The following is a 19,648-nucleotide window of genomic DNA, read 5'->3' on the forward strand; positions in this document are numbered from 1 at the left end:
AATGCCTTCAGAGTCAACTGTTCACCTTCCGCGCGTCGAGTTCTGGAATGCTGTCGGCGGCGCCGCTAAGCCGCCTGCCCGTCTCGAAAACGGACCGCAGAACGGCCGCGGCCGCGCCCAGAATCAGCCCGACCACCGCGACGCTCACCAGGACGATGGCGACGGGCAAGCCCCACGCCACTTCGCGGACACCCCGGCTGGGTGTGTCGACCACGATGAGTTCAGCACGCGGGACGAGCGAACCGGGGACCGACTCGAGATCGTGCACCATCGCCCGGTATTCGGCCAGGAATACGGTGGCAATCTGCTGGGCTTCGGCGGCAGAAGGGCTGTCGACCGAGATGTGAATGAGCGCGGTGCCCGGTGGATTACTCGCCTTGATACGGCCGGCCAACGTACCCGCCTGCTCGTTGAGACCGAGATCCTTGATCACCCAGTCCGATACGGTCGAACTGGTCGCCAGCGCGGTGTAGGTCTTGGCCCGGCCCTGCGCATAGGTGTCGCCGCCGTCCACCACGCGGCTCACATCGCCTGGGGTCCGGACGAACACTGTGGCATCCGACCGGTACGTCGGCGGTTCGAGCATCAGCAGAACCAGCGTGAGGCCCAATGCGATCAAGACGCCCCACATCAGCCAGCGCCACCGCCGGAGAACGACGTGCAGGTATGAGGTCATTGCTGGATTCACAGCCGCGTCCCCATGTGCAGCGATCCGAGAGCATCTACAACTGCTTTCGTCATGAGGTCTTCCCCTTCGCGGTTGAGATGTACTCCGTCGGCACCGAGTAGGACAGACGTGTCGGTGCCGATGAAGGTGCTGATGGGGTCGACGAAGGTCACTCCATGTGCGGCCGGGTCAGACTTCAGCCTGGTTATGAACGCGTCGTCGAAGCCTAGGTTGTCCCGGGGATCGGCCATGAATCTCGGCCGCATGAAAACGATCCGCGCATCAGGCCATGCACGCCGCACTTGGGAAAACGTCGACACCATGGTCTTGTACACGTCTTCGCGCGGGGCGAAGACGTCGTTGCGTCCGCCATCGAGCACCACGACGTTCGGCGAATACTGTGTGGCCAGATGTGACACCCGTTCCTTGAACGAATGCGACTCGCCGATACCCGGATCACTCCATCTGTTTGCGGGTCCACCGCTGATGTATCCGGTGCCTCCTCTGGCGGAAAGAGCGCAGAGCCAGCCCAACTGGACGGCGGCCCTGCATCCGTAGGACATCTCCGCCGAGTGCTTGCCTGCCGTGTACGAGTCGCCGATGAAGAGAGCCAGCGATCGAGTGGCGGTGTTGGCTTGCCTCTGGACAGTGGCGGCGGGCGCTGTCTCGGCCGACACCAACGCGCCTGCCGAACGCGAAAGGGTCGCCGCTCCGATAGCAATCGCAATCGCGAGCGCTATCGCAGCAATGTCGAACAACCGCGTGCGATTCATCGCAGCACCGCCGTTCGAATCCACTCCGCGATCTTGCCGGCGATCACCGATTGTCCCGCATCGCTTGGCCCGCTGAGATCGGGGTGCATCAACTCCTTGCTGAGCAGCGGCGGATCGATGGCGTCGAAGAATGGCACGTTGGCCTCTTCGGCTACCTTGCGTACCGCGTCGTTGACGCGCCAGATCGAATCGGGAACCGGTGTCGCGTACCAGATCGGACCGACGATGGCGACCTGCTGACCGCCACGGATGATCTTGTTGAGCGCTTCGACCGCCCCGACCGTGACACTCTCCGTCTCCCCTAGAGAAGCGTCAGCCGTGCCGGTAACCAGCAGAATGACATTCGGATGCCCTGCCTGCGCGCGGTCTACCTGATAGTCGAAAGACTGAGCGCCCGTCCCGTCGGAGCCGAAGCCGGCTTCGGGAAGGGCGCAATTGAATACCGACCATCCCGTCCTCGCCGCCATCAGTGTTGGCCAGACCTGCCGGTTGTTGATTCCAGCGGTGTTCTGATCGCCGACGACGGCGATGGTCAGCGGCGCTGGCTGCGGGGGCGCTGCGGCGCCCACAATTGTTGACGCCCAGACCAATTGGCCACCGAGCAGGAGCGCTGCAAGGACCTGAACAATCGTTCGATTCGGTCTGATCATCGGAGACTCTCCGCGACGTGGGAATAGGTGTCGAGCAGGCGATCGCCGACCGCCTCCATGCCGTAGTCGGCGCGCACCGTTCGCCTGCCCCGCTCGCCCATCGACTGCGCCATGTCGCTGTCGCCGAGAATCGCATCCACCGCCGCGGCCAACGCGGGCACCGCAGGGTCGGTGACGATACCGCATCCCGACCGCTCGACCAGGGGCGCAAGTCCGCAGTCATTGGTGACGACGACGGGCAGGCCCACCGACATCGCCTCCAATACCGACATCGGGAGTGGTTCGCGAACCGAAGGGAGTACATAAACCCGCGCTGACGCCATTCGCGCCGGGATCGCGTCGGGAGTCAGCCCTCCCTCCCAAGTGATGCGGGGATCCCCACCGACAGCCGCCATCACGGCGGGGCCCTCGCCCTCGTCGTGGCCGACGAGCGCGAATCGCGCATCGACGCCCGCGTCGAGCAGCGTCCTGGCCATCTCCACAAACGCAACCGGACGCTTCCGTGGATGCATCCGTGCCGCGAACAGAACCTCCGGCCGGCCGGTTGCGTTGGCGGCAGCGGGATAGCGCGGTACCCCGTTGCCCAACTCGACAAGCGCAAGCCCGGGGCCTACGACGTCGAAGAGGTGTTTTCGCTCTTCCGCGCTGAGGTAGAAGACTGCCTGCGCGTCGCGGATAACCTTGCGAGTGCAGTACCTGTCCAGCGGCCGGGCCAGAGGATGTTTGGACGGCCCGACCATCCCGTGGGTTTGAACGACATAGGGCATGTGGCGTCGGCGTGCGGCCACTGCCACCGGAAGAACGACGAGGTCGCGACCCAGGTGGATGTGGGTCACGTCGAAGCCGGCCCAGTTGTCCCGCAACCATTTTCGGAGGCCGGGAGCGGCCACGCCCGAGAAGCCGGATCGGGGCAGAAGGGTCCTCGCGGTGAAGAGCTTGACGGTTACGCCGTCCAGCTCGGTGGGCAGTTGCTCGTAGCCACGGCCGGCACCGATGATGGTCACGTCGTGTCCACGGCCGACCAACTCAGCGCTCTGGTTCAGCGCCACCCGCGCCGGACCGCCGAATTCGCCGTCCGGGCTGAGCAGTGTCACCACCTGCAGGATGCGCATGTCGTCACAACCTGCTGACGACGGGTTGGGCGGGCTGCACGAGCGAATCCGGCGGAACGTCGCACGAGATCAACGAGGTGGCCCCGATCACCGAGTTGGCGCCGATGGTGACACCGCGCAGGACCGTGGCGCGGGCGCAGACCCATGCGCCGTCCTCGACGACGATCGGCCCGTTGTCGAACTCGAACGTCTCGGATCGGCGATCGTGGCTGCCGGTGCACAACAACGCGTACTGCGAAACGCAGACGTCCGAGCCGATGACGATGTCATCCAGGTTGTACAGCTCGGCGCCGGTCCCGATCCAGGAGTTGTCTCCGATCGCCAGCTTCCACGGCCACTGGACGGAGACGCGATGCCTGATGAGTACGCCCTTACCAATTTGCGCTCCGAAGAGCCTCAGGATCGCGCAGCGTAGCCGGGCGGGACACCACACCTGGGTGAAGATCAGCGTCGACACCGCCACCCACAGCACCTGCATGGCGAACCCGCGGCCCTTGTCATAAGGCCGGCCGCGCCGTGCCGCCAGCGATCTCGTCGCCATCGATACCGCCACCCGCACCTCCGCTAGCAAAGATTTTTCACAGGATATCATCGAAAATACGAGTGTATTCTACTCAGAACTGAATTAACAGCTATCGTTCAAGTATGGCGAACGCCCGTCGACTGGGGGTGGTGTCGTGGTAGCAACGGGTTCAGCGCCCGCCGGCGCGCTGCCGGAGCGGCGTCACCTGCGCAGGCTGATTGGCGGCCATGCGGCGCTGTTCGCGATCGGTGCGACATCGTTCGTGCAGATTGCCAACGTCACCGTGACCTCCGTGTCAGTGGTTTGCCTACTGCTCGTACCGGGCTGGCTGATGATGACCCACCGGGGGGCCGATCTACTGCCACTCGTGCTTGCCGCCCTGGGCTGGATCTCGTTCCTCGCGTCGTGCCTTGTGAACCACTCCAGCGTGCTGTGGCCGAACGCGGTCGCGCCGGCGGCCTTCGGGTTGTATCTGATGGGGCTGACGGTGCTCACCGGACGGAGGGTGGACGCAATCGCGACCATGATGGCCGGCCTTGCCGTCGGCACCGTCGCCTTCTTCCTGACGCAGGGCATCAAACTCACCCATACGGGGAGCTTCCTCGATATGTGGAAGTACGGAATCGCCTCTGCTGTAACGGTTCTCATCCTGTATGCCCTGACCGCGGCGCGGGCACCCGCTTGGTTGTCGCCGTCCGCGCTGGCGGTGCTCGGGCTGGCGAGCCTTGGATTGAACTACCGCTCACACGCGCTGGTGTGCGTGCTCGCATCGGCCCTGCTGTTCATCAACCTGGCGCTCGGTTCCCGGATACGGCGCCGGTGGCAATTCGCGGGGTTGATCGGGGTCGGGCTGGCCTTCGCGTATGTGATGCCCATCGCAGCGAGAACCGGCCTGTTCGGGTCGGCGCTGCAGCGCAAGACACTCCAGCAGGACGCGGTGGATGTGCCGCTGCTGCTCGCCGGCAGAAGTGAACCGCCGATGACGTTCACCGCCATTTCCCAGCGCCCGCTTCTCGGATGGGGAAACGCGATGAACTTCACCCAGGACATGTACACCCAGGCTGAACATCTCGCCATCCGAATGGGTTTCAGCCCTGAGTTCCCGTTCGACGCCATATGGCGAATCCCACCGTCCGACTACTCCGCCACGCATTCGATTCTTCTTGGCGCATGGGCGGAGGGGGGTGTCCTGGCTGTTCTTCTACCCGCCTGGCTGCTTGTCGCGTGCCTCGGGATCATCTGCAACTTCACGAGGCTCGAACGGTGGGCGCCCCTCGGCGCGACGGTGGCTCTGCAAGGACTATGGGACCTGCTGTACGGCCCGTGGCAGTACAACATGATTCCTACCTTTGCGTGCATTGCACTGTTCTTCTCGGCCATACACTTTCGTGCACACGATCCCGGGTCGCTGATCGAGCCATGATGAAGTCGAGCGTGACTGCGGTGATCGCCACGATGGGGCGGCCATCACTCATGCAAGCCGTGCAGTCGATTCTCGATCAAACCCACCCGGTCAAAGAGATCATGGTGGTCGCGGGCACGGACGCGCGGATCCGCGTTCCCGCCGATGACCGAATACGCGTGCTGCGAAATGACGATGCCGGCGGACCCGCTCACAGTAGACAGTTGGGCATCGAGGCCGCGAGCGGATCGGTGATCGCACTTCTCGATGACGACGACGTCTGGTCTCCTACCAAGATCGCGCGCCAACTCGCGGCCGCCGACGCGCTCGACACCGACCACTGGGTCGTGTCGTCGAGAATGCTGGTGCAGGGCCCCGGCAGCAGGCGAAGGATGTGGCCCCGGCGACTCATCGAACCGGGGGAGTCGGTGGCGGAGTATCTATTCCGTTTCGACGGTTTGAGCGTCGGTAATGCCAATCTGCAGACATCGACGCTGTGCTTTCCCACCGCGCTCGCCCGTTGTGTGCGCTGGGGCGAGATCGACGACGAACCGCACGACGAGCCCAGCTGGCTGATCCGCGCTCAGCGCACCATCCCCACCCTTCATGTGGTTCAACTTCCCGACGCGCTAAGCGTGTACAACATCACCGGGCCGTCCGCATCACGCCAGAGCATCGACCGCACCGACACCTACATCAGCTGGGGATTGCAGCATCTGGGCATGGAGTCGCCGCGAATCCTCGGTGACTACCTGTGCACAAGCCCGGTCAGCGCGGCGGTGTCGGCGCGTTCGTTGACCGGTGTGCGGCGGGCAGTTTCGTCGGCGGTGCGACACGGCGCACCGGGTCCGTTTGCGATGACGTACGCGGCACTCAATGCGCTCAGGATCGTCTTGCGCACCGCGGACTGGGCAATCCGGCGATGATCGAGCCCGATCGTCTGGCACCAGCGGAGCGCCGGGCACTTCTCTACGGGCCGCTCTACCGGATCGTCGGCACGCCCGCCGTCGCGCTGCTGGGACTTGTCAACACGGCGATCATCGTGCGGGAGACCGGTGAAGCGGTATTCGGCCTTGTCTCGCTGGTGGCGACCATTACGCTGGTCTTCCCCTTCGCCGACCTCGGCGTCGGTGCGACCGTGCTTAGCGCCAGTGCAATGCTGGTCGGACCCCACCGCGATGAAGGTGCTGCCGACGTCATTCGCCGCGCCTACCGCGTCTTGTTCGGCATTGCCGCTGCCCTCATCACGGTGTCGCTTGGCGTGATGGCGGTGGACGGCTGGAGTGCGGTCGTCGGCTTCGCGAGTGGGCCCGACGATCGGTGGGCGATCACTGTCGGCGCATGTATCTTCGCGCTCACGATTCCCGCCGGCCTCGGTCCGCGCATCCTCGTGGGCATCGACCGCAATCCGCTGGCAACGCTGGTGCTGATGAGTTGTCCGGGGTTCGGTCTCGGCCTGACCCTTCTGCTCTACGGCGTCAACGCCAGCGGTATCTGGTATGCGGTCTCGGCGCTGGGTGGGCTGCTCATCGGCCAGACAGTAGGCACGGTGCTGGCACTTCGCCTGTCCGGCCTGGGCTTGACTGCGTTCTCTAAGGTTTCGCCTTCCCGGCAGGCATCTCGCCTACTGGCAGGCAGCTTGTGGCTTTTCCTTGTCGGGGTCGGGCTACCGATCGGGTCGCAGAGCGGACGCATTCTGCTCGCGCATATCTCGACGCCGGCGGAGGTTTCGCGCTACGCGCTGATGGCGCAGATCTATGCCATCTTCTGGCAGGTGTTGTCCACGGCCGCCCTTGCCTACTGGCCGATCTTCGTCAAGAGGCGAGAGGCCACCGAGGTCACGGTCCGAATGTGGTGGCGTCTGACGGGAGCCCTCGGCGCAGTGACTGCTGCGGGCGCCCTGTTCCTGGTGCTGCTCGCGCCGTGGGCGGCGAGGGTTTTGTCTGGTGGTCGGATTTCTGTATCGGTATGGCTGGCGGCGGGATTCGGTGCCGTGCTGCTGGCGCAGGCGTTGCATCTGCCGGCCATGGTGCTCTTGACCAGGCCCGACGAGGCGCGGTGGCAGGCATTGTGGGCGCTGGCGATGGCCACGCTCAGCATCGGCCTTGGCTGTGCGGCCCAGGAGGCGTTCGGCGCTGCGGGCGTCGCTTTCGCATCCGCATTCGCGATCTTCGTCGCGCAGGTGATACCCGACCTGCTCTGGGTGCCTAGGTTGGTGCGTCGCCGTTCTCGTGTCGACGCTCGAGAACCGTTGCGAGCGGCGCAACTACGGTGACTCCGGCAGGGACGTCGTGGATGACCGTCGCGTTGGCGCCCACGGTCGCATCGTCGTGAAGGGTGATCGGGCCTATGACGACCGCCCCCGCTCCGACACGGACGCGGTCATGAAGCGTCGGCCTGCCCTTCGCGTTGTAGCCGATCGTGACCTGCTGGTTGATCCAGCAGTGCGAGCCGATGGAGACCGCGGAGACAATGGTGCCGAGACCGTGCTGGATGAACAGTGCGGGACCGATCCGGTCCGCCTCAAGTGTCAGCGTGGCCGACGGCCTGTACAGCCTGCGGAGCAGAAGCCGAAGCGGCCACGGCGACGAGCGGAGGCGGTAGTGCACCAGCGTCCGAAACTCGGGAAGCGCGCCGGAAAGATATGCGAAGCGCGAATAAAGGTCGAGTTTGTGCAGATCGGGTCCGTCGATGCAGTCGATCCAGAAGTCGACGTCGGCCGCCACATCGTCTGCCGCCTGTGAACGAATGACGCTGTGCCATAGTGGATAGGCCCAGATGCGGGCCAGCCGGATGAGTTTGCCTCGGTCGCGCATCATCGGCCGATCATATGGCGCGGGATGGCATGGCAGGGCATGGGACGGCATAGTCGACTCAACATTCCGGCTGCAGTAGCGCCCGCGCATAACCCGCGGTCTGATAGACGTACTGGAACGCCCAGATGGCGGGTGAGAGACGTTCGGGGATCGGCACCATTGTCAGTTCACCGCTGAAACAGCGTTCCAGAATGAACCGGGCTCGGGAGATGTGCGGCCGTAACGTGACAACGAGGACGGCTCGCCAATTGTGTTTCGAAGCCAACCGTCTGAGCTCTTGGCCTTCGCCTTTGGTCGTCGGCGGATCCGGGGTGAAGCAATACAGCTTGAATCTTGTCTGCGGGGTCTGGCAATAGCGCGTCAGCCACGGGTCCTCGGCCCCGTCGGGATTCGAAACGACGACGTTGGGCGCCCACCCTTGTGCACCGAGCCCGAGCCCATATGAGTACCGGCTCGAGTCGGGGCCGCCGAGAATGAGTATCGCGTCGGCCTGGCGCGGCCGATCGACCTGCGGGTGCACATAAACGGGCACTCCGGCAAGCCCGGCCACGAGCACGACACCTGCGATTGCCGCCAGCGCGGCTCCCAGCCGCCTCACCGTCAGCGCTGCCCCGTGGAGAGCCAATGCAGTGTCTGTTCGTCGAGCTTCACAGACATCGCGCCGATGTCATCAGCGAGTTTCTGCTCCGTCGTGCAGCCCACCACTGCGAAGACCCGCAGCGGGTGGCTCAACACGTAGGCGAGCGCAACCTGAGCGACGGTGATGTGATTGTCATGGGCGAAGTCCCGGGCACGCTCGCGCCGCCGGTTATTGGTTTCCGTGCCGAAATATGTTGCGGCCCATTCGCTCATCGGTTGTGAGAAGAACCCCCGCGCCAGACTGGACCAGGCGAAGACCGGCAGATCGCTTTCGGCATACCACTGCCTTGCACTGTGCTCGCTGTCCCCGCCGAGCGTGACAGCGCCGGGCCAGGGCGGCCGCGTCCAGTCGGCGAGGCTGAACTGAACGCTGGAGGCGCGCAACGGCTTCCAACCTCGGCTCAAAGCCGCCGCATTGGCGGCGGCAATTCGCTGATGAGACCAGTTGGAAGCCCCTATCGCGGCTATCTCGCCGGCCTCGACGTGACGATTCAGCCGTTCCAGAACCGCTTCAATCCGAGCGGCCGGGTCGTCATAGTGCAGCAGGTACAGGTCGATGTAATCGGTTCCTAGCGCCTTCAACGATGCGTGCAGGTCTGCTGATACATGTTGTGCGGCAAGTCGTGAGTATCCCGCACCATCCGGGTGACACCCCTTGCTGATGACAACCACCTCGTCGCGGATGCGGCGCCGTCGTATCCAGGCCCCCAGCGTGCGCTCACTGTCGCCGTACACGCGCGCGGTGTCGAATGCGTTGCATCCCAACTCGATCGCGCGGTCCAGGAGTTCAAGCGCGCGACGTTCCCGGCGACGTGCCGGCAGCTGTGAGACACGCCTAGTCCGCAACCGGTCGCCGCCGAATACGATTCGCGATACCGGTTTGTCTATTCCGGCGACCTTTCCATACTCCATGTATCAGGTCTTCAGGTAATCATTAGCGATGAACTCACACGCCCGCACCGTGAGGGCCATCATCGTCAGAGTGTGGTTCTGAAAACCCGACGAGACGAAACAGGCGCCGTCGGTAACAAAGACGTTCTCCGCATCCCAGCACTGACACATGGGATTGAGCACCGAATTGGCCGGATTGTCGCCCATGCGCGCGCCACCGGTTTCGTGGACGGCCGCACCCGGCCAGTATGCCCCGTAGCCCGTGAAAACCCTTGATCGAAGCATCCTGAAAACGATGTTTCCGCGGCCGAGATCGAGATTGGCGTCGACGCGCAGACCGCCGGCTGCGGCGATATCTGGCATCCTGCGGCGCATATGCGCGGCCATCCTGATTTCGTCGTCCGTGTGGGCGCAGTCGATTCTGGCGGCCGGAATGCCCCATGCGTCCTTCTTTACGGGGTCCAGCGACACGCGGTTCTCGAATCTGGGGGCCATCTCGCCCAATGCGAACATCCCCCAGGTCGGCTTGCCGCGGCCGATTCCGATCTGAATTCCATATCCCCCAGGAAAACTCGTCGTTTCCTGCTCGCAGAAGTTGGGAATGTAGAGGCCCGTCGCCGCGAAGTCGAAACCGTCTTCGGACGGTTCAGCCTCGGCATCTGCTTCATCTACCTCACCGGTGAGAGCCACCGTGACGTGGTCGCAGAGATGGCGACCGAGGTGGTCCGACGAACCGCCGATACCGCGCGGATGTTCCGGTGACCGAGAGTTCATCATGATCCGTACGCTCTCGATCGCCGACGCGCAGAGGACGACCACCCGTGCTCGCACCATGTGAGTCGTTCCCGCCGTACGATCGACGTATTCGACGCCGGTCGCCTTGCCTGATCTGCCATCGGTCAGCACTCGCCGTACCACGGCGTCGGTGCGCAGGTCCAAGTGACCGGTTGCGTTGGCGAGTCTTAGTGGCAGGGGGATCCTTTCAGTGTCGTATTTCACCGTCCTGCCATATGTCACGCGGATGTGAGGAAGTCGCTGCTCGACGTTCGACAGAAAGCTGTCTTCGATCCTCGTCGTCTTGGGCCGGCCGATGAACCGGCCGTCCGGGCAGTTGGGAATGCCCGCAGCCGTGCCGTAAACGCCGAGGGTTGACTCGACGGTGTCGTAGTAAGGCGCGACGTCCTCGTAGGAAATGGGCCAATCCGTGCCGAAGCCACGCATGGTCTTGGACTTGAACTCGTGATTCGACATCCGTGGTACATGTCTGGACCATGTGTGAAGACGGCCACCGAGTTGGCGCCCCCGGTACCAAAGGAACGGTTTCCCCCGCGGCGTCGTGTAGGGATTCTGTCTGTCGTTGACGTAGAACTGCTTGGTGGTCTCGGAGAACGCCGCACACTGCGCTTGGACCGGCTGGCCGTGAAGGGCCGCTTTCGCGCGACCTCTCAGCCCTACGGCACCCACGGTCGCGTGCTCGGGGAAATCTCGGCTGACGTCTATGTTCCTGCCGGCCTCCAACAGGGCGACCTGAAGCCCGCTTTCTGTGAGCTCCTTCGCGGCCCAGGAACCCGCGGCGCCGGAACCGACGACGACGGCATCATAGGTGGGTTCGGCGCTCATCACAGCCCGCGCTCTGCTGACATAGATGATTCGCTGAACATCATGACAGCATAGCTCCTATAGTCTCGGCCTGTAACCGCCATTTCGCACAGCGATAGCTGGGATCTGCAATAAAGGTGACCAATTACGGCGTGGCACGAGGACTATCGGCGGGTGAAGTGATTTCAAGCAAAATTAGCTAACGTTGCCAATCTGCCAGTGGCCGCGGTCAGAAGTTGGCAGAATCACGCGTGCACAGATTTCACTTTGGGCCCCGTGATCGAGGAGGTTGACGATGTCGGCTCCGAGCGCGATCCGGCGGTTGGGCTTCGTTGACAGCTGGAATGACCATTCCGAACGTCCGGCCTTGATCACTGCGACACCTCCGGCAGGGTATCGGCCGGTGACGACCGTGTGGTTATTCGCAACCGGCTGGTGGCTCTGCGCGCAACGCGCGTCGGCCAGCGCCTTCTGTTAACTGCCGCTGCGATGTGCGGATCCCTGTTTCCTGGGTTCTTCGACGACCAGCCCACCCGGAAACTGGTTATCCTTGGCGGCCTGGTGGTGCTCATCTGGATCAGTCGAGTGCCTGTGCTTGCTGGTTTGCGCCGAATCACAGCTGTGTTAGCCGGCGCATCACTGTGGATTTACCTCACCCAGCCGCAGACCTTCTTCTTCTTGGAATGGGCGGCGTCGCTGCTCGGCGATCCCTCGGCCGTCGGCGATCACGGGTCGGTTTCCGGCGTTGACGCTTCGAGCCTGCTCCACGGTGTGCGCCTGGTGGCTGCCACAGTCATTGCCCTTGCGGTGGGCGTGTTCGCCTGGAAAGCCTACGAGGGCGTGATGCGACGCCTTGCCCACCTCAGGACGACACCAGACACTGCGCGGGGTTCCGCAAGTGCACAACCTGTTACTCGACCGTCACGGACTTCGCGAGATTGCGCGGCTTATCCACGTCATAGCCCTGCGCCTTCGCGAGCGACGCGGCGAACACCTGCAGCGGGACTGTGGACAGCAATGGTTGGAAAAGCATTGAAACCGAGGGAATTTCGACGAGATAGTCAGCGTATGGCCGGACGGTCTCATCGGACTCTTCGGCGATCACGATGGTCATCGCGCCGCGCGCCTGGATCTCGCGGATGTTCGACACGAGCTTGGCATGCAACACCGGAGAACTCTTCGGCGACGGCATCACCACGATGACCGGCAGCCCGTCCTCGATCAACGCGAGCGGTCCGTGCTTGAGCTCACCCGCCGCAAAACCCTCGGCATGAAGATACGCCAGCTCCTTGAGCTTCAACGCGCCCTCCAGCGCCACGGGGTAGCCCACGTGCCTGCCGAGGAACAACACCGTCGACGACAGCGCGAACTGCCGCGCCAACGCGGCGACCGGCTCGATGTTGTCGAGCACCCGCGCGACCAACTCCGGTATGCCCTCCAGCTCGCGGTACTCGCGCTCTACCTCGTCGGGGTACTTGGTGCCCCTTGCCTGCGCAAGCGCCAGGCCGACAAGGTAATTCGCCGCGATCTGGGCCAGGAACGTCTTTGTCGCCGCCACCCCGATCTCCGGCCCGGCGCGGGTGTAGAGCACGGCGTCGCATTCGCGCGGGATCTGGCTGCCGTTGGTGTTGCAGATCGCCAGCACCTTGGCCTTCTGCTCCTTGGCGTGGCGCACCGCTTCCAGCGTGTCGGCCGTTTCGCCCGACTGAGAGATCGCGATCACCAGTGTGCTGCGGTCCAAAACCGGGTCGCGGTACCGGAACTCGCTGGCCAACTCGACCTCGACGGGCAGCCGCGTCCAGTGCTCGATCGCATACTTGGCGAGCAGCCCGGAGTGATAGGCGGTGCCGCACGCGACGATGAACACCTTGTCGACCTCGCGGAGGTCCTGATCCGTCAGCCGCTGCTCATCGAGGACGATGCGGCCGTCGACGAAATGGCCGACCAGCGTATTGGCGACCGCCGAGGGCTGCTCGGCGATCTCCTTGAGCATGAAGTACTCGTAGCCGCCTTTCTCGGCGGCCGACAGATCCCAGTCGACGTGAAACGTCCGCCAACCGACATCGGTTGCCACCCCGTCGAAGTCGGTGATTCGATAACCCTCAGCAGTGATGACCACCGCTTGGTCTTGGCCGAGTTCGACCGCATCGCGCGTGTATTCGATGAACGCGGCGACGTCGGAGCTGACGAACATCTCCCCATCGCCAACGCCGAGCAGCAGCGGCGTGGAGCGGCGGGCAGCGACGACCTTTCCCGGTTCGTCGGCGTTGGCGAACACCAGCGTGAAATGGCCCTCGAGACGGCGCAGCACCGCGAACACCGAACGCTCGAAGTCGCCGGCGGTCGGACCATGCTGGTAGTGGCGCGCGACCAGGTGCACGGCGACTTCGGTGTCGGTGTCGCTGCCGAAGCGGACCCCGTCGGCCTCCAACTCCCTGCGCAGTTCTGCGTGGTTCTCGATGATCCCGTTATGGACGACCGCGATCTTGACCGCTGCGTCACTGTGCGGGTGCGCATTCCGATCGGTCGGCCTGCCGTGGGTGGCCCAACGCGTATGCCCGACGCCGCAGTGACCGCGCAGCGCCGTGCCCTCGGCTTCATCGAGCGCCGATTCCAGGTTGACCAGCCGTCCCGCGCGGCGGCGCACGGTCAACGTGCCGTAATCGTTCACCAGAGCGATTCCAGCGGAGTCGTAGCCTCGGTACTCCATCCTGCGCAGGGCGCCGATGACTACCTCACACGCGGGCCTATGCCCTACATAACCGACGATCCCACACATAGCTCAACACGGTACGGCAGATTTAGCAACAAAGTAATAGTTTGCGAGAAATTACGTCACTTCTAAAGCAACACCCTTCGAGCTGGATTGATACGTACATCGACGAGAAGTCGCAGAATTCACAACATCGCAGACGTAGAGATAGCAAATGACACGGCGAGGTCCATGTATGCCTAGGCGCCTCGTGAGCCGGGCAAATGCCGGGCGCACTGTCGCGGCGTGTCCGAACGGCGGAGTTGGCGGTGGTCAGTACAGCTAAACCAGCTACTACGCGTTGCTAACGACAGGCTCGATCCGTTTCCTAATATCACGCCGTTGTTGTTAGCTCTAAGCACGCCGTGGTGTCGAGTAAGTGGACCCGCTGCGTAGGATAGGGCAACGCCGTATCGCACATATGATCTTGTAGCAAATTCCGTTATGAAACAGAAGGTTGCTTCGTGTCTCGCAAGCAGGAAAAGGTTGTTGCACAAACCGGCGAATGGACGAGCGACCTCGCGGGGGCACTAATCTCCGCAGCTCTGCCGACGTTTTAGCAGGATGTTTAGCACGATAGTCCCACTCCACCATGGTAAATCCCTCTCGTGGCCGGCGAGCGGGCCGCGAAACAGCGCAAGCCAATTTGCGAAAACTGACGCAGTTGTCAGCTTCGCATGTACGCTCGGTGCTGCGATTCTCGCAAATATTTACAGAGGCGCCCGACTGGCCGCCCGACCTAGGGGTACGGACAATTCTCTCTTGAGGGCAAGGTGGGAGATGAATTTGCTCATAGGAGGCGATGGCGTTCGGTTGCGCGGCCGTCGGAGAGGTCCGCGATGTTAGCTAATGGTGCCCTAATGAGCCGCCTGGCTCGGAGGTCCCGCAGGTCGGCATCCAAGAGAATCGTCGAACTCCTGCTGTTGGCGGTCATCGCAACCGCTGTAGTCACCTCGGCGGCAGCGGTTGAGCTGAGCTTTCCATGGGCTGAAGCATGGACTGACGTCGTCGTGCAGTCGCTGGCCTACACCGCAGCCACGCTGCTCTGCCTGATGAGGAAGTCGAACTCGCCGTCCGGCCGCGCAGTCCAAGCATCCATCGTCGCGGCCGTGATGCTGTTCGGACTCTCCAACATCGGCCGCAACGAGGCCGTGGTGCGCGCACTGGATCTGCTGCCCGTCGCCGTGCTGAGCCATGCGCAGCGGGCCGCCTTCTACATATGCGTCTTTCTCGCCATCGTCTTGCTGATGCGCACCGGCTTGCACCGCCGGCCGTTGACGCGCGCATTCGACGGGCTGGTCATCGGGTTCGGCGCGGTCACAACGGCGGCTTTGGTGGCCGCGGTGCTCGGACGAGTCTATGCACTGCCCGCGACCACGTTCGTGCCTCCGGTGGTGGACGTTCTGCTGCTCACCCTCATCGCGGGGACCATGTTGTTCTTCTGCTCGCCACCGCGGTCGTCGTTGTTGTTGATCTCCGCGAGCTTGCTCGCCATCGGCTTCGCCGACTGCATCTACGCCGCCGAACTGGTATCGGGCTCCCACACATTCAGCGGCCTGAGTGTTGCCGCGTACCTGATTGCGGTGACCGCACTAGCCCTCACTCCAGGACGGGACGAGGGGCCGAGGACCACCCGGATGCGGGCGGTGTCCATGTCGAAGGCCGTCGTGCCTTTGATCGCAGCCATGTCTGTGATCAGCGCATTGATGGCAGCGACCTATGCGGACATCAACCCCTTGGTGGGATATCTGGCGGTGGCGACGCTGTTGGCCGCGCTCGGCCGGCAGGCGACCGTGTTCTCCGAGGCCCGTCACGCCGGTGAGCAAGCCCATCTGGCGCAGACCGACGAGCTGACCGCGTTGCTGAACCGGCGCGGCTTTTACAACCAAGCCGCAACAGTCCTGTCCGACCATGGCTCGAACGGCTCGACACCGAAATGCGCGCTGCTGCTGGCGGATCTCAACCACTTCAAGGACTTCAACGATTCGCTCGGTCACGCGGCTGGTGACGAACTGCTGCGTACCGTGGCCGCACGAATCCGCGAGTCGTTGCGCGATGAGGACATCGTGGCGCGGCTAGGCGGCGACGAATTCGCGATTCTCCTACCTCACACCTGTGCTGACCGCGCGGTCCCCGTAGCGGACGCACTCAATCGTGCCCTGGAAAAATCGGTGGTGCTCGACGGCCTGCATGTACAGACCGGCGCGAGCGTCGGCATCGCCATAAGCCCAGAGCACGGACGCGACCTCGGAACCCTTTTGCGTCACGCCGATATCGCGATGTACCGGGCCAAACAGGGCCAGGGCCGCCATCTCGTCTACACCTCCGAGGCCGACGAGCCCGCCACCACTCGCTGCGGAATGAAACTGCTCGCGCAGTTGCGCCAAGCCATTGCACAGGGAGAACTGGTACTGCATTACCAGCCGAAGCTGTGCATGGCCACCGGTGAGATCGTCGGTATGGAAGCGCTGGTGCGGTGGCACCATCCCGAGCGTGGTCTGCTCTACCCCGGACAATTCCTGCCGTTGGTGCGGCACAACGCCCTCATGTACGCCATGAACGAGCTGGTCTTCCAACAGGCCCTCGACGACGCCGCCGACTGGCATTCGCGTGGCTACCGAGTTCCCGTTGCCATCAACCTGTTTCCACCAACCCTGGCTGACGTGGATCTTCCCGCCCGCTTGGACAATGCACTGCACAGGAAGGGGTTGACGCCGTCGGCGTTGGCGGTCGAGGTGACAGAAGAGTTCCTGCTCGACAACCTCAACCGAGGCCGCCACGTGCTCGACGGACTGCACCGCCTCGGCGTCACGATTGCGATCGACAATTTCGGTAACGGAAGTTCGTCACTGAATCACTTCCGCCATCTGCCGATCGACGAAATCAAACTCGACCGCTCATTGTGCGCGTCGGTCACCGAGGATCCGCGCGCAGCGGCGATCTTGCGGTCCGTCATCGACTTGTGCCGCACACTGGGCGTCCGCACGGTCGCCGAGGGCGTTGAAAGTCCAGCCATCGCGGCCATGCTCACGGGTTACGGCTGTGATTTCGCGCAGGGCCACTATTACTACCAGCCGCTCACCGCCGCCGAAACGCTTGATGTGCTAGCGGAACTCGCCGACGCCGAGGAACGGCACGAATCGGCGACAGCGCGGTTCGCGGTCGCGATGGCGATGCTGGCCAGCCACGCGGGCAACGGCGGAAGCCCCGTCGGGCGCCATATGCCGGCGTTCAGGCCGGTATCAGCTCTACGCCGGCGAGCGCGACCGCATCGTCGCGGGCAGGAGCCATGACGACCGCGCGGAAGCCGTCGCCGTCTTTCCACACTCTCGCCGTCAAAGTCTCACCGGGGAACACTACCCCGGCGAACCGAGCTCCGTAGGAACCCACCCGCGACGTGTCGCCGTCCAATAGTGCATCGACCATCGCCTTGCACGTCATCCCGTAGGTGCACAGCCCGTGCAGGATCGGCCGGGGAAAGCCTGCCGCCGCGGCGAAGTCGGGATCGGAATGCAGCGGATTGCGATCCCCGCACATCCGGTACAGCAGCGCCTGCTGTGGTGAAACCGCAATGGACAGCTCGTAATCGGGCTCCCGCTGCGGCGGCTCCGACGACGTCGACAGGCCGCGCTCACCGCCGAACCCGCCCTCGCCGCGCGCGAAGATCGACCGCTTCTGCGTCCACAACGGTGTGCCTTCGGGCGTCTTGACCGTCGTCTCCGACCAGATCACCGCGGCCTTGCCCTTGTCCCAGATATCGGTGAACTTCGTGACGGCCACACCGGTTCCCGACGGCGGGATCGGCGCGGGTGCCGACACCGCTTCGCTGGCATGCAGCACCTTGCTCAACTCGATGTCGATGCCCGGGAACTTCACCTGCGGCGGTTCGGTCATGTGAAAGCTCGCCGCCACGTTGGCGAACGTCGGCAACACCTGCGGGGTGTCATCGACGAGATACCGCAACTCGCGCTTGTCCATCGGGTCCTGGCCCGCCCCCAGCGCGAGGTGATACAGCTGCACATCGCTGCTGGTCCACGAGAACTCGACCGGGTCGAGCTCTGCGCCCAGCGCCTCGTCGAGATTGATAGGCATCAGTTCTTCCCCGAGTCCTTCCCCGCAATATGCAGTGCCGCAAGGTATCCGAACGTCATCGCGGGGCCGATCGTCCCGCCGGGACCGGGGTAGGTGTGGCCCATCACCGGGGCACTCACGTTGCCCGCCGCGTACAGGCCCTCGATCACCGAGCCGTCGTCACGCAAGGCGCGACCATGAACGTCGGTGACGATGCCGCCCTTCGTGCCGAGATCGCCGGGCACCATCTTGGCCGCATAGAACGGCGCATGGTTGATCTCGCCCAGATTGGGATTCGGCTTGTTGGTGGGATCGCCGTAGTAGCGGTCGTAGGCGCTTTCGCCGCGGTGGAAATCCTCGTCGACACCGCTGCGTGCAAATCCGTTGAACCGCGACACCGTCTCCGCCAGTTGGTCGGCGGGCAGGCCCGCCTTGGCGGCCAACTCCTCGATGGTGTCCGCCTTGACGATCACGCCCGATTCCAGCCACTTGTTCGGAATCCGCTGTCCGGGTTGAAGTCCCGCGAAGATATAGCGGTCGCGATATCGCTGGTCGAAGATCAGCCACGCCGGGATGTTCTCGCCGGGACCGGGTCCCTGGCCGTATTCGCCGCCATACATCTTGTGTCCGGCCTCGACGTACGGCAGCGACTCGTTCATGAACCGCTTGGCCGACATGTTGACCATGATCGCGCCGGGCGAGTTACGTTCCGACAGCGCGATCCACGGGGCGCCGACCAGCGGGACCGTCGGGATCCACCACGCGTCCTCCATGACGTCGAGTGCCGCGCCGAGCTTTTCGCCGGCGATGATGCCGTCGCCGGTGTTGGCCTTCGCGCCGACCGTCCACTCCGTGCTGATCGGCGCCCGCTGGTACTTCACCCGCATCTGCTCGTTGTGTTCGAACCCGCCCGAGCCGAGGATCACGCCGCGGCGGGCCCGGATCAGCTCCGGTTCCGACGACTCCGGCGCATTTGTATCGCGCACGTAGATGCCGCGCACCACGTCGTCTTCGACATAGAGGTCGGTCATCGCAGTGTTCAGCCGCACCGGAACCCCGGCCTCCCGCAAGCCGATCCGCAGCGGAGCGATGAGCGCGCGGCCCATGCCGACCAGGTTCTTGCCGGTGGCCTTCGCCCACATCGTGCGCGCGCCGACCTTCAGGCTGCGCAGCACGCCGCGCGGGTGCCGCTTGAGCATGTTCAGCCGCACGTAATCCTGCTGCATCACAACCACATTCAGCGGCACCTTGCCGTACGGCGGTTCCAGTCCCGGCAGCTCCGGGCCGAGCTTCTTGGCGTCGAACGGTTTGGGTTCGATGGAGCGGCCACCGGGCCGACCGCCGGGCGACTCCGGGTAGTAGTCGGAGTAACCCGGCACCCAGCACATCTTCAGCGGCGTGTGCTGCAGCACGAACGACAGCATCTCGGGTCCGCGCTCGAGGAAGGTGTCGATGCGCTCGGGCGGGACGACGTCGCCGATGATGTGGTGCAGGTAGGTCCGCGCCGCCTCGGGCGTGTCGGTGACGCCTGCGCGCTTGAGCACTTCGTTGTTCGGAATCCACACGCCGCCACCTGACCGCGCAGTGGAACCTCCGTAGTGCGGAGCCTTCTCCACGACTACTGTTGAGAGGCCCTGATGGGCGGCGGTGAGCGCAGCGACCATGCCCGCGGCGCCGCTTCCCACCACGACGACGTCGAACTCCTGTCCTGTCATGTAGAACACGTTATAGAATTGCCCGGCCGCCGAACAAC

Annotated in this window: 17 protein-coding genes; 4 read left to right on the forward strand and 13 right to left on the reverse strand. The window is 63.9% G+C overall.

Translation table 11 applies throughout. The features are described from left to right. Window positions 1–13: 13 nt before the first annotated feature. The 5 genes from CQY20_RS00925 to CQY20_RS00945 form a co-directional block, all read right to left on the reverse strand. Window positions 14–676, reverse strand: a complete 663-nt coding sequence (locus CQY20_RS00925; RefSeq protein WP_097937754.1) for a YveK family protein — start codon at window positions 674–676, stop codon at window positions 14–16. An 8-nt stretch (window positions 677–684) separates the two neighbouring features. Beyond that, window positions 685–1,344 carry an SGNH/GDSL hydrolase family protein gene (locus CQY20_RS00930; RefSeq protein WP_234816050.1) on the reverse strand — a complete coding sequence of 220 codons (660 nt, stop codon included), beginning with the start codon at window positions 1,342–1,344 and terminating at the stop codon, window positions 685–687. A 92-nt stretch (window positions 1,345–1,436) separates the two neighbouring features. Next, complete coding sequence (locus CQY20_RS00935) at window positions 1,437–2,090, reverse strand: SGNH/GDSL hydrolase family protein (RefSeq protein WP_234816040.1); 654 nt, start codon at window positions 2,088–2,090, stop codon at window positions 1,437–1,439. Next, the gene (locus CQY20_RS00940) at window positions 2,087–3,202 is read right to left on the reverse strand and encodes a glycosyltransferase (RefSeq protein ID WP_097937756.1); all 1,116 of its coding nucleotides are present in this window, start codon (window positions 3,200–3,202) and stop codon (window positions 2,087–2,089) included. The genes CQY20_RS00935 and CQY20_RS00940 overlap by 4 nt, the downstream gene beginning before the upstream one ends. Before the next feature lie 4 nt (window positions 3,203–3,206). Beyond that, on the reverse strand, window positions 3,207–3,743 hold the full coding sequence (locus tag CQY20_RS00945) for an LbetaH domain-containing protein (protein ID WP_163701446.1): 537 nt from the start codon (window positions 3,741–3,743) through the stop codon (window positions 3,207–3,209). 136 nt (window positions 3,744–3,879) lie between these two features. Here CQY20_RS00945 and CQY20_RS00950 point away from each other — a divergent pair, with 136 nt between their 5' ends. From CQY20_RS00950 to CQY20_RS00960, 3 genes are read left to right on the forward strand one after another with little or no spacing between them, the layout of a single operon-like run. Continuing rightward, a complete protein-coding gene (locus CQY20_RS00950) occupies window positions 3,880–5,148 on the forward strand; it encodes a hypothetical protein (protein ID WP_234816041.1) in 1,269 nt (422 codons plus the stop codon). A gap of 11 nt (window positions 5,149–5,159) precedes the next feature. After that, a complete protein-coding gene (locus CQY20_RS00955; protein ID WP_234816042.1) occupies window positions 5,160–6,053 on the forward strand; it encodes a glycosyltransferase family 2 protein in 894 nt (297 codons plus the stop codon). Next, window positions 6,050–7,402, forward strand: a complete 1,353-nt coding sequence (locus CQY20_RS00960) for a lipopolysaccharide biosynthesis protein (protein ID WP_097937757.1) — start codon at window positions 6,050–6,052, stop codon at window positions 7,400–7,402. Before CQY20_RS00955 ends, CQY20_RS00960 begins: the two co-directional genes overlap by 4 nt. On the opposite strand, the gene CQY20_RS00965 is transcribed toward CQY20_RS00960, so the two are convergent. From CQY20_RS00965 to glmS, 6 genes are all read right to left on the reverse strand, one after another. Next, window positions 7,335–7,946: an LbetaH domain-containing protein gene (locus tag CQY20_RS00965; RefSeq protein WP_097937758.1), complete on the reverse strand. Its 612-nt coding sequence runs from the start codon at window positions 7,944–7,946 to the stop codon at window positions 7,335–7,337. The two genes, CQY20_RS00960 and CQY20_RS00965, sit on opposite strands and share 68 nt — an antisense overlap. Before the next feature lie 55 nt (window positions 7,947–8,001). After that, the gene (locus tag CQY20_RS00970; protein WP_234816043.1) at window positions 8,002–8,541 is read right to left on the reverse strand and encodes a YdcF family protein; all 540 of its coding nucleotides are present in this window, start codon (window positions 8,539–8,541) and stop codon (window positions 8,002–8,004) included. Between the two features lie 2 nt (window positions 8,542–8,543). Further along, window positions 8,544–9,494 (reverse strand): aldo/keto reductase, encoded by a 951-nt coding sequence (locus CQY20_RS00975; protein WP_097937759.1) that lies wholly within the window; start codon window positions 9,492–9,494, stop codon window positions 8,544–8,546. Window positions 9,495–9,497: 3 nt separating this feature from the next. Then, complete coding sequence (locus tag CQY20_RS00980; protein ID WP_097937760.1) at window positions 9,498–11,093, reverse strand: GMC oxidoreductase; 1,596 nt, start codon at window positions 11,091–11,093, stop codon at window positions 9,498–9,500. Window positions 11,094–11,267: 174 nt separating this feature from the next. Continuing rightward, window positions 11,268–11,447, reverse strand: coding sequence for a hypothetical protein (locus tag CQY20_RS34735; protein ID WP_165789233.1), 180 nt, complete (start codon window positions 11,445–11,447; stop codon window positions 11,268–11,270). 535 nt (window positions 11,448–11,982) lie between these two features. After that, on the reverse strand, window positions 11,983–13,851 hold the full coding sequence (gene glmS, locus CQY20_RS00985) for a glutamine--fructose-6-phosphate transaminase (isomerizing) (protein ID WP_097937761.1): 1,869 nt from the start codon (window positions 13,849–13,851) through the stop codon (window positions 11,983–11,985). An 833-nt stretch (window positions 13,852–14,684) separates the two neighbouring features. Between glmS and CQY20_RS00990 the strand changes: the two genes are divergently transcribed. Beyond that, complete coding sequence (locus CQY20_RS00990; RefSeq protein WP_163701219.1) at window positions 14,685–17,117, forward strand: putative bifunctional diguanylate cyclase/phosphodiesterase; 2,433 nt, start codon at window positions 14,685–14,687, stop codon at window positions 17,115–17,117. Here CQY20_RS00990 and CQY20_RS00995 read toward each other — a convergent pair. Continuing rightward, the gene (locus tag CQY20_RS00995) at window positions 17,056–17,916 is read right to left on the reverse strand and encodes an enoyl-CoA hydratase ChsH3 (protein WP_097937763.1); all 861 of its coding nucleotides are present in this window, start codon (window positions 17,914–17,916) and stop codon (window positions 17,056–17,058) included. The two genes, CQY20_RS00990 and CQY20_RS00995, sit on opposite strands and share 62 nt — an antisense overlap. Continuing rightward, entirely contained in the window at window positions 17,916–19,610 is a 1,695-nt protein-coding gene (gene kstD / locus CQY20_RS01000; protein ID WP_097937806.1) for a 3-oxosteroid 1-dehydrogenase, read from the reverse strand. The genes CQY20_RS00995 and kstD overlap by 1 nt, the downstream gene beginning before the upstream one ends. Window positions 19,611–19,648 lie beyond the last annotated feature (38 nt).

Source organism: Mycolicibacterium agri (genome assembly GCF_002553505.1).
In the GTDB taxonomy this organism is placed as follows: Bacteria; Actinomycetota; Actinomycetes; order Mycobacteriales; family Mycobacteriaceae; genus Mycobacterium; species Mycobacterium agri.

What these genes read in the sequence shown, in the direction of transcription:
- CQY20_RS00925 (WP_097937754.1), bottom strand. Translation starts at nt 676, where the DNA reads ATGACCTCATACCTGCACGTCGTTCTCCGGCGGTGGCGCTGGCTGATG.
- CQY20_RS00935 (WP_234816040.1), bottom strand. Translation starts at nt 2,090, where the DNA reads ATGATCAGACCGAATCGAACGATTGTTCAGGTCCTTGCAGCGCTCCTG.
- CQY20_RS00940 (WP_097937756.1), bottom strand. Translation starts at nt 3,202, where the DNA reads ATGCGCATCCTGCAGGTGGTGACACTGCTCAGCCCGGACGGCGAATTC.
- CQY20_RS00945 (WP_163701446.1), bottom strand. Translation starts at nt 3,743, where the DNA reads ATGGCGACGAGATCGCTGGCGGCACGGCGCGGCCGGCCTTATGACAAG.
- CQY20_RS00960 (WP_097937757.1), top strand. Translation starts at nt 6,050, where the DNA reads ATGATCGAGCCCGATCGTCTGGCACCAGCGGAGCGCCGGGCACTTCTC.
- CQY20_RS00965 (WP_097937758.1), bottom strand. Translation starts at nt 7,946, where the DNA reads ATGATGCGCGACCGAGGCAAACTCATCCGGCTGGCCCGCATCTGGGCC.
- CQY20_RS00975 (WP_097937759.1), bottom strand. Translation starts at nt 9,494, where the DNA reads ATGGAGTATGGAAAGGTCGCCGGAATAGACAAACCGGTATCGCGAATC.
- CQY20_RS00980 (WP_097937760.1), bottom strand. Translation starts at nt 11,093, where the DNA reads ATGAGCGCCGAACCCACCTATGATGCCGTCGTCGTCGGTTCCGGCGCC.
- glmS (WP_097937761.1), bottom strand. Translation starts at nt 13,851, where the DNA reads ATGTGTGGGATCGTCGGTTATGTAGGGCATAGGCCCGCGTGTGAGGTA.
- CQY20_RS00990 (WP_163701219.1), top strand. Translation starts at nt 14,685, where the DNA reads ATGAGCCGCCTGGCTCGGAGGTCCCGCAGGTCGGCATCCAAGAGAATC.
- CQY20_RS00995 (WP_097937763.1), bottom strand. Translation starts at nt 17,916, where the DNA reads ATGCCTATCAATCTCGACGAGGCGCTGGGCGCAGAGCTCGACCCGGTC.
- kstD (WP_097937806.1), bottom strand. Translation starts at nt 19,610, where the DNA reads ATGACAGGACAGGAGTTCGACGTCGTCGTGGTGGGAAGCGGCGCCGCG.